15 protein-coding genes are annotated in these 12,594 nt (G+C 48.9%); all 15 read right to left on the reverse strand.

The features are described from left to right. The coding region (locus BN1044_RS05830; RefSeq protein WP_072307919.1) for a hypothetical protein at positions 1 to 1,027 on the reverse strand (1,027 nt) is incomplete at its 3' end. A 3-nt stretch (positions 1,028 to 1,030) separates the two neighbouring features. Then, positions 1,031 to 1,297 (reverse strand): PAAR domain-containing protein, encoded by a 267-nt coding sequence (locus BN1044_RS05835; protein WP_072307920.1) that lies wholly within the window; start codon positions 1,295 to 1,297, stop codon positions 1,031 to 1,033. 12 nt (positions 1,298 to 1,309) lie between these two features. Continuing rightward, entirely contained in the window at positions 1,310 to 2,176 is an 867-nt protein-coding gene (locus BN1044_RS05840) for a formylglycine-generating enzyme family protein (protein WP_072307921.1), read from the reverse strand. Between the two features lie 5 nt (positions 2,177 to 2,181). Next, positions 2,182 to 2,685, reverse strand: a complete 504-nt coding sequence (locus tag BN1044_RS05845; protein WP_072307922.1) for a hypothetical protein — start codon at positions 2,683 to 2,685, stop codon at positions 2,182 to 2,184. A 2-nt stretch (positions 2,686 to 2,687) separates the two neighbouring features. Continuing rightward, positions 2,688 to 2,948 carry a PAAR domain-containing protein gene (locus BN1044_RS05850; protein ID WP_072307923.1) on the reverse strand — a complete coding sequence of 87 codons (261 nt, stop codon included), beginning with the start codon at positions 2,946 to 2,948 and terminating at the stop codon, positions 2,688 to 2,690. A 110-nt stretch (positions 2,949 to 3,058) separates the two neighbouring features. Next, entirely contained in the window at positions 3,059 to 3,643 is a 585-nt protein-coding gene (locus BN1044_RS05855) for a hypothetical protein (RefSeq protein ID WP_072307924.1), read from the reverse strand. A gap of 95 nt (positions 3,644 to 3,738) precedes the next feature. Then, positions 3,739 to 4,347 (reverse strand): hypothetical protein, encoded by a 609-nt coding sequence (locus tag BN1044_RS05860; protein ID WP_072307925.1) that lies wholly within the window; start codon positions 4,345 to 4,347, stop codon positions 3,739 to 3,741. Then, positions 4,344 to 6,557: a glycoside hydrolase family 73 protein gene (locus tag BN1044_RS05865; RefSeq protein WP_072307926.1), complete on the reverse strand. Its 2,214-nt coding sequence runs from the start codon at positions 6,555 to 6,557 to the stop codon at positions 4,344 to 4,346. Before BN1044_RS05865 ends, BN1044_RS05860 begins: the two co-directional genes overlap by 4 nt. Before the next feature lie 10 nt (positions 6,558 to 6,567). Beyond that, positions 6,568 to 7,440: a DUF2345 domain-containing protein gene (locus tag BN1044_RS05870; RefSeq protein WP_072307927.1), complete on the reverse strand. Its 873-nt coding sequence runs from the start codon at positions 7,438 to 7,440 to the stop codon at positions 6,568 to 6,570. A 50-nt stretch (positions 7,441 to 7,490) separates the two neighbouring features. Next, on the reverse strand, positions 7,491 to 7,961 hold the full coding sequence (locus BN1044_RS05875; protein WP_072307928.1) for a hypothetical protein: 471 nt from the start codon (positions 7,959 to 7,961) through the stop codon (positions 7,491 to 7,493). 14 nt (positions 7,962 to 7,975) lie between these two features. Then, the gene (tssE, locus tag BN1044_RS05880) at positions 7,976 to 8,428 is read right to left on the reverse strand and encodes a type VI secretion system baseplate subunit TssE (protein WP_432612990.1); all 453 of its coding nucleotides are present in this window, start codon (positions 8,426 to 8,428) and stop codon (positions 7,976 to 7,978) included. Continuing rightward, positions 8,421 to 8,957: a type VI secretion system lipoprotein TssJ gene (gene tssJ, locus BN1044_RS05885; protein WP_168780292.1), complete on the reverse strand. Its 537-nt coding sequence runs from the start codon at positions 8,955 to 8,957 to the stop codon at positions 8,421 to 8,423. The genes tssE and tssJ overlap by 8 nt, the downstream gene beginning before the upstream one ends. Continuing rightward, entirely contained in the window at positions 8,938 to 10,038 is a 1,101-nt protein-coding gene (gene tssG, locus BN1044_RS05890; protein WP_072307931.1) for a type VI secretion system baseplate subunit TssG, read from the reverse strand. Before tssG ends, tssJ begins: the two co-directional genes overlap by 20 nt. After that, positions 9,993 to 11,756 carry a type VI secretion system baseplate subunit TssF gene (tssF, locus tag BN1044_RS05895; protein ID WP_072307932.1) on the reverse strand — a complete coding sequence of 588 codons (1,764 nt, stop codon included), beginning with the start codon at positions 11,754 to 11,756 and terminating at the stop codon, positions 9,993 to 9,995. The genes tssG and tssF overlap by 46 nt, the downstream gene beginning before the upstream one ends. 124 nt (positions 11,757 to 11,880) lie before the next feature. Then, positions 11,881 to 12,570, reverse strand: a complete 690-nt coding sequence (locus tag BN1044_RS05900) for a DUF3592 domain-containing protein (RefSeq protein ID WP_072307933.1) — start codon at positions 12,568 to 12,570, stop codon at positions 11,881 to 11,883. Between the last annotated feature and the right edge of the window lie 24 nt (positions 12,571 to 12,594).

The raw sequence follows: 12,594 nt of genomic DNA on the forward strand, positions 1-12,594 counted from the left end.
TCCAAGGGGAAAAAGGCCCACAAATCCCGGCATAGGTCTCCAACCAGTGGAGCTGCTCTGTTTTCCAGTAACCGTTATGTTGCTCAGCGGCTTCAAGCAGAGTGGGAAACAATTCCCCCCAGCGGACACGATCGCCGAGAATGTGCCTTGTGGTAATGGCTTGCATCTGGGTGGAAAAATAGAGTTCCAGCTCAGTAAAGAGGTCATCCCCTTCGAGTGGCATAGGGCGAAGCAGGCGCACGTCATGACCCAATCCGTATTTGGTGGCCACATCATCAGAGGTTACCAGCAGGCTCGCCAGTGCATCGCTGTAGCGATCGGCACCATGCATTTGCTGAATAAGGATAAGCTCAGCTGAAATATCAGTTTTTTTTATGCGGCGTTCAGCAGCATCAAACGAATACGAACGTAAAATCTCCAGCACTGGAACCAGGCAGCCAGCAGGCATCAGGCGCTGCCAGCACTCCTCGAATAGGGTTTGTAAGACCAAAGTATCTTCAGGAGAATCTGTCAGCAAGAGCACATTCAGCGGCAGCCCCGCCGGAAGTCCCGTTAATGGCTCAACAAGATTGCTCAGAAATGCAGCAATGGCTTCGTCATCACTGTGAATATCTACGCGTAAGTCTTGTTTTGCATGTTGTTCCCGCCCCGCAGCGGAAATAAATTGTACCGGCGTCAGCGAATCTGACAGGAACACTTCGCTGTGCATGACAGCCAGATAACGCCCAGCCCACTGGGTCCACTGCTCCTGAGAATAGCCTGCTTCCTTAGTTTCAAACTCGTGTTTATCAACAGCATTGTTATAGCGCCAGCCTCGCAAACAAATGAACACAAACCAGACAAGTAAAGGTGATCCAGACAAAAGCCACAAGTTGTAATGCTGCAACGAGCTAAGCAGCTGATTGGCGTGAAGGACAAATAGCACCATGCCGGCAACTAGGGCCACAAGACCACCAATCAACCAGAACACCAGTGACGGCTCTTCAGGCATCTTAGCAACCGACGATTTTTGACGTTTCCAGCTCATGGTCTACCCTATTGCACAATCCGGCGCACTGGAAATCACTTGGCAACCGCACTCACAATGGCAGCCATCCACAACTACGGCTTTGCCATCAGATGACCATTCAGATGCCCCTTCAATAATGGCATTGATACCGTGCCCTTTTTTCGGGCAACTGATCTTGTCACCGATTAATGCCACTTTTTTATCATTAACGATCATGGTTGATGTGGCTGAAATAACCTCGCCACCGTGTGTTGTTTTATCGCCCAGTAATACAAACCCTTTAGACATGTGATTTCCTTATTATTTGAAAGGGGCATTTTCTACACAGCGGAATCCATATCCCGGCGCTTCAGTTTCGGGTTTATTTCTCCCACGAGTCACATCATATAAACCAAACATTGAACCTAAATATCCCCTCACAACTTTTTCCGTGCCATTTACAGGTCCTTGAGGATTTTTCTCTGGTGAGTTTTCGTAATAATCTTCTGCGTACCAGTCCATAACCCAGTCATGACCATTCCCCATCATGTCGTACAGACCTAATGGATTGGGTGGGTAAGAGCCAACAGGGGCTCTATCAAAGGTGAAATTGAGTTTATTATCAGGAGTACTCAAATTGTATACGTTATCTTTGTTTGCAAATTTCCTGAACTGCCCACGGCTACGTGCGGCATATTCCCATTGTGCTTCTGTCGGTAATGATATGTTTTTCCCAGAAACAGTCCCTATCCAATGGCAAAAGTCTGATGCATCGTTCCAATTTGCTACCGAAGGATAATTATCTCCTATATATTTATGCATTCGTTCATCATACTTGCCTTCAATTTTTCTACTTGATATTTTGTTATAATACTTATTCGCATCCCTTCGGTTAATAAGCAACCACTGATTAAACTCGCCCCACGTTATCCGATTCTTAGTTATTTTAAAATCAGATAACTCAACCCAGTGTAAGTGTTTATTGTCTAGATCCGGCGTTAGAGGTAATCTCTCATCAATTAATACGCCAAAATCTCCCATTTGATAACGACCACCATTGACTGTGACCATTGAATCATTAATTTCACGACTTAATTCATTTTCCTCATCTGTATTTTTTCCACTATCACAACCAGTAGCAAGCAAGCTGAGTAATGTAAGGCAAATGACAACCCTTGTCGTTTTCATGACATTTAAATCTCCATACCATTTACAATAACTCGAGTACAACTTTCCATTAATACAGGGGATACCCGGGCATGCCTGACAGGGAGACCACCACCACGCGGTATGCTGGTTTTCAGTAACGGCGTCGCCTGTACCATTGCAGCGACCAGACTTCCTGTTCCCCTCCCGGCAGGGGTCTGAACGAACGAGTCCAGCACCCAGGCAAAGCGCTGACCGCGCGCGATCTCCGTGTCTTTCAGGCTTTCACATTCATAATTCCAGCCTGCTTCACCATTGAGTTCAAGCCGGTATCCAATATGCCGAAAGACCGCCAGGATCCCCCAAATGAGAAAGGGCAAGCCCAGAGCGGTTAACCAGAATGAAACCCCGCGCCGATCTCCTGTCCATTGCCATGCCGTCAACGCCACGCCAGCGACCAGAATGACAATCAGTAAAATAATCCAACGTAATGTCACCGGACGCGGAATGTTGTCTTCATCTTCAGGGACTTCATCCAGATAAATCGGCATATTCAGCCAACCTTCGCCGCAGAAAAGGAGCTAATCAGCGTACAACCGCATCCGCACTTATGGCCTTCAAAAGCCACGGGGATCCCATCCTCATCCAGATAGTTTGGATTACCTTCAACAATGGTGGTTTCCCCGTGCTCAGGGCAGGAGACTTTATCGCCTTTACGAGCTGCGCCAATGCCACCGTACTTCATTGTCGTGGATGCAGTTAATACCGAACCACCATGGGTCGTTTTATCCCCTTTACGAATAATCTTTAGCATTTCACACTCACTGTTTATAAAATTCGCAGATCCATAGCCGCAAGAATGCGTTAATATTTCAACCAGTAAAAATGCTCATGTTATCGACACGACAGCATAAATTATTTTTATTAATCAATATTGCACCCATCCTCTGACTCAATTAACTTCACAAATTCATTATCTTTAAATTTATAAACCACAGATTTGCAAACTGGGTTGTCATTTGCTCTTTTATCTAAAGGTATCGCCTGACCGGTAATAACAATCATAGAACTATCTTTATAAGCATCAACCTCGAAAGGGTAACCGACAGGTGTTCCATTATCACCAACACTTGCATACACATTACTTCCGTCATTATCACTCGGTAATGCCGAAACAATACGCCCCGTGATTTTGTCAATTACCCAGCCACATACCCAAGCCTCATTTGAACATTCTTTTCCTTTGCCACCAACAGCCGTAAACAACCTATAGTGCCCAGAAAAATTAACTTGCTTATTCAACTCAGACTGGATTGATTCCTTCCAATTTAATGAGTAGGTCCTCTGTTCGCTATTGAGTTGCACTTTTTTTGAAAATGGACCTGAACTGACGGCTGTTTGATAGTCTAAAAACTGCGGATCACTTGAATCACTTGCCGCTGAAAAAATCGTATATGTAGCCACCAAAACACCTAGTGCGGATTTGAACAGATTCTTTTTATTTACCATTTTTCGATTCCTTCAATACCTTGACCATCTCACTTGGCAAAAGATGAGCTTTGTTAAGACCGTCAGCGGTATAGTAAGACTCACCACCTACCAAATTAATTATTTTTCAGCGTCCTAAACTCATCTTTTTCACCGCCCTGATTTGTATAAGCGTCTAAAGTGTGTTTTTTGATAAGAAGTGTAAATGGTAAAGTCTTTTCACTTTCACACTTTGCACCAGCAGACTTACTGACATCAACCGAATAGTAATCTTTAGAATTGCTCATGTTAAAACTCAAACAATCTTTGCCCAAAGAGCTTAGTTTATTGCTCTGGATTATTTCAGGAAGCATATTAAAAACCATTTGCTCCTCAGATGAAGGGCCATTTGTAAGTTTAGTGTTTTCTAACTGAGATGTATCCAACCATCCATCAACTGAATCACCATTACTTTTAAAATAAGCAGCAGATAAAAAATCTTTATAAATCGAATAACCTATTACATGATCTCCTGGAACTAAAAACACTTTGCTATTTTTGCATTTCTTATCTGGTGCACTATAGAAGTATAGCCGCCCTTTAGATATAACTTTGTAGTCGCTTGTAGAGTGATCAATATAGGCCTGCTCTGTATCTGCTTTTTTTTGTATATCCGAGCAAAAGTCACTTGCATTTGCGGCTGAGATAAAAAACAGAAGGGAAAACAGACTTATTAGATATTTCATTTCAAGCCTCGACTTTTCATGTAACTACCTTTCATTATTGCAATGAGATTCTTGGCATATGTTGGATTCGTTGCATACCCTTTTTCTTGCAAACCATGAGCCCACTTTATCGGATCATCAGTTTCAAAAAGTGATGCATACCGCTTGTTTTCTTTCAAGAACCTAGCTCTGTCAGCAATGCTTTCTTCAAATGATGAATAGGCTGCAAACTTATCAATTATTTTGATCTTCCTTCCATTTATGAATTCTGACGTCCAATTTTCAACATAGTCCTGCCCTGCCTTAGCTTTAATACCGAACAGATTGAAACTGTATCTTTCATTGTTAATATCAACCATAACTTTTTTGCCATAGTAAGACTCTTCAATGGCTTGGGCTGTTGTTATTGCGGCGGGTATTCCTGAGGTTGCTTGATCTTTCTGTGCAGCTTCATATACAGCGTCAACAAATTCTTGTCGCGAAAGGTTTCGCCAATCCTTTTGATTTTGTAGTAATGTCCCTAAAAACATTATCGGGTGCATATGCCACAAAGATGGCCCCAGCTTCAGTTTACTGGCATCCTGCATCCAGACCATTTTCTCAATGTAAGCTTCACTGTAGGTTTTCCATTCTGGCGCATCTTTCGTCAGGTTATTCAGGAATGGCAACCAAATAGGATCACTCTTCTTGTGATACCACTCACTTGGGTGTTTTACAATCATCCTGTTCTTCGCATCCCGATAGGATGGGTTATGGATTGCACTCAGGTATTCATGAGGCGAATACGGACTGATACTGCCATCGATACGGTTCAAGAGTCGCTTGTAATTAAGCGGTACAACGCGGTGGGTTACGCGGGCATCATTACTGGATGTGTAATGAAGCCTGTCAAGAACCTTTTGAACCAGACCTTTCGGCGGCGTTTTCCCATCCAGATGATCGAAGCTTGGTGCCTCATCCTCCGCCGTGGTAAATCCTCGCTTCTCGAGATCGTATTGCGACAGTGTTTCAACCGACTTATTTGTTTTCGGCACGTAACCATTTGCATACGGCAAAAACCAGTAAGCCTGCTTCTGTGCGTCCGTTTCTGTTTTCACCTGGCTCAGTGTCAGGATTGATTCGCCTTGCGAAACTTTGCCGCTACTGACCATTGCCTTAGTCTTCAAATCTTTCGAAAACAGCGGCAATCCCGACGGGCACTTCAGATAAAGCGGCGTACTCTCACCCACCTTCTCAGGGTTTTTCAGGAATGCTGGAAGACTGTCATCTGAACTCAGGCATTCAATGTGTACCTGATAGCGGGAATCGTAACCGCCATCTTTTGGTACCTGAAAATAGCCCAGGTGTCCGACGCTGTCGCCAGCACTTATTGGGTAAGGCGTCGGGCAAACAACCTTATCAAATTGCATTAGCTCAGCAAAAGGCGGCATCAGATGCGTCCACCACGAAGGACGAGGTGCCGCGTCTGATAACGGAACAAGATTATTTTTGTCCGTCAGGATCCAGTATTGTTGTCCTTCCTGCAGGCTGGTCTTTGTCCCTTTAGCTTTCGCTTTGTCGGAAAGTCCTTTAAACGTGACCAGCCCATAGCGGCGACCGTTATGTCCAATGGTGTGCAGGTTACTGTCTGTGGCATCCCACTCAATATGGGCACCTTTAGGGATGGTGGCCACACGGTACGAATCGCTGACCTCTTTGTTATCAGTGCTGGCGCTCATCACCCATTCAGGGCGATAGGCGGACAGATTATCATTCACAGCCCAGTGGGTTTCACCTTCGCTGGGAGCATAAGCTGAGTATGGCGCCAGATGCATATACAGCGTGTAGAAATGCAGACCGCTTTCTTTCTTCTCACCCGACTGAATATAGTGGCGAACGAGGACAAAGGAGCCTGACACATTCAGAGGGCCGGTTTCCCACGGAACATCCAGGTAATCGCTGCAAATACGGTATGCCACCACTTCCCCGTCGGCCATGCAGCGAACGGCCTGTTCACCTTTATACGCCACCGGGAAATCGACAGATTCAGAGGCCGCTTTTCCACTCAGAGCACACCAGGGCGTTGTAGTACTCGTAATATGAATACCACCGTGCCACATGCCGTTGCTTCCCAGCAGGTACCATCCGGTCGGTTCGCCTTCCAGATGTGACATCACATCATCCTGGTTGGCAAAATCACTTCCGCGTTTATTGGACGGCACGGGCCAGCTGAATTTTGGTAATACCGACATTTGAGATCCCTCAGTTACTCAGTGGCTTGCTAATAATGTTGGTCATTTCGGCGATTTCAGTGGTTTTGAAATTCGGTGCGTCAAACGGCATATCGCCGCCACTACCGGGCACCAGGTATTCCCCCACCTTCATAGTCAGATCGCCTTTTGAGCCATGTTCAATGCCACTGTCGCTGAGCTTCAGGTAAGAGCCGCCACCATTCACCGTCAGTGTTTTGGGGGTGCTGATAATAATTTCATCATCGGTGCTGGTGATGGTCAGTTGCTTCTGCGCACTCATGTCGAGTGTGTTGTGACGGGAATGCATCTCCACCTCACCGAGGTTCGCAATCAGCTTCGCCCCGACTTTATGGACAAACAATCCCAGCTCCTGCTCCGCACTCAACGAGACATTGCCCATCGCGCCGATATCCAGATGCTGTCCGGCATTGAGCATCGTATTCTGCGAACTGGTGAGCTGAAGATGCTCGCCCGAGGTGAACGCCATTCCCTGAGGAGCAGACGCCAGCATCACAGCCGACTGCAAATCAGCAATGCTCTGCGTCACCAGATTGTTTTGCGTCCGAATGTCGCTGACCAGCGCCTTTGCTGCTTCAGCAGCATTGTTCAGTGCCTGCATTTCGCGGTTGGCCTGCTTGATGCGGTTCACGGCCGGTGCCATTTCCAGCATGGCCCCCTGACCTTTTGCCTGCGTATACCAAGCTGCCGTCTGAAGCTCCACACCATTGTGCTCAAACAGGGAAAGACAGAGTTTTTCGGCATAAGACCAGTTCACATCAGGACGTGCCGGATGTGAAAGCTTGCTCAGTTCATCGCGCAGAGCGGCATAGTCCGCGAACGTACGCGGGTCACCGCCAGTTTTGAGGTGTTTATGATTGTTCACGGAGATTGTCCGTCCGTTAATTGATGAGAATGAGGCGAGAAAAAGCGCAGTCAGGATAGGAGACCGTCGACCATCTCGAAAAATGCGTCTTCATCGAACATTCGATTAGGCAGCGATAAAGCCCCTTTTGACGTGCAAGCCCAGTGAGTGTTGGTTCCGACACGCATAAATAAACGACATTGCGGGATAACCTTCCCGTCGATACATAAGCTAACCTCCACGCAGCCCGTCACACCGTGTCCGTACAGAAATACCGGCAAAAACTTTACGACCCGATCGTCATAATGCAGAGCGATAGCGAATATATCAAAGGCCCCACCATCCACCAGCAGGTCCGTAACAGATACTGTAAACGCCTCCACATTCAGTTCGGTACCTGCAAGCCACGCATCTATCTGCTCCTGAAGCTGTACCATTCGCAGGCGAAACTCTACAATATCAGCCTGACTCTTACTGATTGCAGAGGCCGGTTCGGGTTGTCTGGCCTGTAGCTTTTTAAAGAACTCTAATTTTACTGACATGGTGTTATCTGGCCTTACATACGAGTTGTCGTGTCGAGATACTGTTGACTTTTAAGGTGTCGGAGTAACACTCGCCCTTCGGGCATAAACTCGGTGCCATAACGCACCAAGCCAACGCCTTTGAGTTCAGCGTCAATAGCATAGTGCAGCTCACCGGGGACGTTCTGTTCCAGCAGGACAACGGTTATTTTTTTCAGACGTGGCTCATATTTAAGTAGTACGGTCGACAGGATGCTCATCAGCTCATGAGCCGTTCCCGACATCCCTTGGACGGCTCTGGTCATATCCGGCAGACCGTAATCCGGTAAATGTGCTAGCGTCCCGGCACGGCAGTTGAGGATGCGCTGCATGTTATCGAGAACGGACAAGATGACCTGGTTTTCCTCGCTGACCTGGTGTAAATCGAGGCCTCCGGTGAAGTTACCGTACAGCATCTCGTACAAAGACGGGCGCGGCATGTTAGTCATCCTTCAGGGGGGTGAGCGTCAGACGGTTATCACCCGCTTCGATGATGCGCGGCATATCTGGGTCAAGCGCATCGCGGGAGAGCACCATCCGCCAGGTGTTATTTATGGTGTCAGGGGACATAAACATCCCGGCTATCGCCACATACTGCGCGTGCTCGTCCATCGGCATATCCACCATCACTGCACTGCCTGGCCGTAGGTGAATATCTTTCGCTACCAACAGGTCCGCCTTAAGAGCCTGACTGTCGTCGGCAAAAAGGGATGGGTAATCCGTGCTGTCGAACGCTTTACGGTCTTTCAATTGGTAAATGCGCACCACCGTGGAAAGTGCCTCCCCGCGGGCGTTGCTGTTCACCGCTTCGCGGGTGCGGATATCAAGATGCAGGGTTTTCACCTGCTTATAAAAAATGGATTTAGTCACGGCAACCGTGCCATCAGTCACTTTCTGGGTCAGCCCACAGCCGGCAAGCAGCAACGTAAATCCCGACGCCAAAACCAGTCGCATGGCTTTACCAGCGATAATCGCCATCTTCATCGGCCTCCCTTCGATAAATGTTTTCCTGAACACGCTCATAGCGCCCCAGATTGATAATGAGATTTTTGTTTGCCTGTGCCCCTACAGCGCCCAGCGGCTTCATTACCGCCGTGCGTCCCAGTTGTGCACAGGCAGGGCAGGGTGTGCTGCTCATTCGAGCATGGGGCAGCAGGGTTCTGTCCACGCACAACTGCAGGCGGACATCCAGGCGAGCTCCCAAATACACATGCAGTAATGCCATTAGGTCGGTGTGCAAGTCACCGCCCGGTAGCCATCCTCTGATTTCTGCTGGGCTGGAGCAGGTAAGGCGCATCAACACCTGACTGTTAACGTCAGTCCCGTAAGCCCCCATGACCGGGCGGCCCTTCAGGCTGACCGGCTGACGGACACGCATCGCCAACGGCTTTTTCAGCGCAATACGCCGCCGGTCATGGTGCCAGACTTGAGCCTGGGTATCCGGTGCAAGTAAACTCACCAGTGATGTCATGCCTTCTGCGGTGCGGCCCGGCAACAACATCACCGGCAGCAGTGCAAGAAAACGGGAAGTCGGGGTGGCAATATTCTCTGCACAGCCATCGATGCCAAGTCCCGCCAGACCTAACAAATATTGCGACGTCCTGTCTTTTCCCCCGGTCTCGAACGTGGCCGGGTAGGAGTACTTGCGCCAAATCCGGTAGTACTGGGCAATCAGACGGTGGTTGAAGATATCGAGGAAATCCGCTGTTGCTTCATACCCCTCCCGCCTTTGGGTGATATCGTCGATATAATGCGTGGGCAACGGCGACTCCACCCCGTAGAGCCCCATAAAGGTCACCCTGACGGTCGGTGGCAGATGCGGCTGCTCCGATGTCTCAAGTCCTTTTATTTCTGATGCTGGGAAGCCCATTCCCGGATGCGGACGAAAGCGTACCGGCTCTTGACGAACCTGCCAATGACTGCCGATAACGGGCCGGCCCGGCTGGCTTTGTTCCAGCAGTTGACAAAAGCGGTAAAAGTGGGTGCGCGGCAGCCGGTCGCCCAGTGCCACCATTAATCGGGCAGGCGCGGACAGTGATTCTCTTTCCACCGGATGCATTTTCCTTCTGGCTGAACAATAAGCGTGAGCTGGTTAAACTGATTCATATCGGTATAGAGAGCAAAGAAACGATTGAGCAGTTCCCCAAACAGATGCACGTCCCCCTCACCGGTAAAGCCGTTGCTGTCGAGCGTCACTTCGATATCGAGGCCACGCAGCAGGAAACCATCTTCAAAACGCTGTATGCGGTGATGTTCCACACGCTGTATCGCCTCTAGGCGGCGGTTATTGAGTTCGTCCTCCTGCCAGTTGTACAACGCCAGCGTACCGCGCAGCACTTCGGCACTGCTCATCATGTTGAGAAAGCCCGCGCCCAGATGGCTGAGTACGCGCCAGTGAAAACGGTCTTCCGCCGGCGGATACACCGGCAGCGTGGGTTTGCAGAGGTTTCTGACGGAGACGTTTGTCTGCACCACCTGCTCACAACGGTCCAGAAGCGTGCTTTGCAGGGCGCGGCGCGGCAACTGACCGTTAGTGCCGGTGATACGCAATGAGACCGTTTCCCGGGCAAGGTGGCGGTCATCTTCCCATTGATGCCCACCCAGTATCAGCCAGGTATCGTGCAAGCCGGTGACCCCGCGCTTCACGCGGGTGTGGTAATAACGCGGAGGAGCATGCCGACGCATCATGCCACCTTTATGACGAAAACTGCTAAACGGCACATATTCGGCATCACCGGTACGGCCTGAGCCCATCACGGCATCAACGGCATAAATCTCGGTATAGCCGTCCTGCAGGCGTTTGGGTCTGAGCAAATAGTCACTTTCCAGCCCGGTGATGGTGAGCGGATCTGCCTCCAGCGTGAACAGGTTGATAACGGGAACGCAATGCAGGCGAAGGGCGCCATCCGTGACCGGCAGGTCTGATGGCCATGGCTGGTTCAGTACCACTTCAATATCAAAGTACGCCACACCCGCTGGCGGTGTAATGCCCTCCAGTCCATTGAGATGGACGAACATGAATTTTTCACGGAAGGTGAAATACTCCAGCAACAGTTGATAGCCACTGAACGCGGTATCACCTTTAGGCCACAGACCATCCTCTTCACCAAAACCGCCCGGCGAGAAATAGCCGTCCAGCCGGATACGGTCAGTCTGGCCTGGCAAGCGCATATACATGGCCGCCTGCCGTCGGGTGAGCATCAAGTGCAGATGACTGCTGACAGGAGCCTCTGCCGCCAGATATAGACTCAGACGACTCAAATCCGCCTGCGACCAGTCGGCCTGCGGGCTGCAGGCAAAGCGTATCCGCAACAGTGAACGCCCGTCCGGCTCGGTCGTCATGGTAACGCCGGACACGCTGAGCGGGTTGAGCATCATGTCGCGGGTGGTACGGTAGCGGCAGACACTGTTTTTGGGGCCGACCGGTTGTGAGTAAACCTCGAGCCCGGCCGGCACCCGCTCGGCCATTTTCATTGACAGTAACTCGGGGGTGAAGGCGACCACAGACAGCGACGGAATGGTTCGAAGATAGTGAGGCCAGAGCATGCTGACCAGCCCTTCTGTCAGCTCCGGCAAGTCATCGTCAATCTTTTCGCGCAGCCGCCCCATAGAGAACGCAAAACCTTCAAACAACCGCTCGACATAAGGGTCCGGGGTTCCAGCTTTATCCAGATCGAGCATGGCTGCACGGTCAGGGTGGGTCTGAGCAAACTCTTTTGCGGCTTCACGCAGGTAGCGCATTTCCGCATCAAAATAACGCAGGGTTAAATCTTCCATAAAAATGCAGTATCCCAAAAAATCACATCGCCATAGCAAGAAACAATATTCATTTCTCACTCAGGAATGGTCAACCAAAGCACACCTGACAATACAGGCAAGCAATACAAGTAAAATTGATGACCTAAGCTTTTTTAGGAAGATGAGAAACATCCACGTGATATTTTTTTAGATTATCATGCACCACATACACAGTAATGGTTTCATCTTTAATATACGGGGAGGGATCGTAATAAAAATTAGCACTATTAAATAAAAATACCTGACCAGATTGGGGGTCAAGCCACTGGCACACAATCCGCCATGGTGAACGACCATTAAACTGAATGGCTTCATTTAATTCAACACCCACTATGGTTGCAGTCAGAGGTTTCCCTTCATGTACCAAGCGGCTATGGCGACTACCATTGTTCATGAGTCGTGAGCCAATAGATCCAATAAGCAGCAAGACCAGTGCAAAGCTGCCACAAATAATTGAACCTAAATAGAGTCCGGTATTATTATTAATTTGTGCATTGCCTGCATCCCCCTGACGATAGATGACATCCACCACATTTCCCAGGCTATTTCGGTAACCTGAGCTCCCTACCGATGACTCAAATACAACTTTTTTGCCGACATCATCCGTAAAAGTGACTTCCGGATACCACACTGCCGAAGATGAGTTATTGTCCCGACTGTAACGTAAATCCGTCACTTTTCCTTCAGCGTGTATCGCTTCACTCTGGAACTGGTGAGTTGAATACGCGAGATAGCCTGCAGCACATAAAAGGATCAGACCAATAACAAGCATAATTTTTAAAAAATGTTTCATATATCATCCAGGTTTTAACAGAAA

Source organism: Hafnia alvei (assembly GCF_900095695.1).
GTDB lineage: Bacteria > Pseudomonadota > Gammaproteobacteria > Enterobacterales > Enterobacteriaceae > Hafnia > Hafnia alvei_B.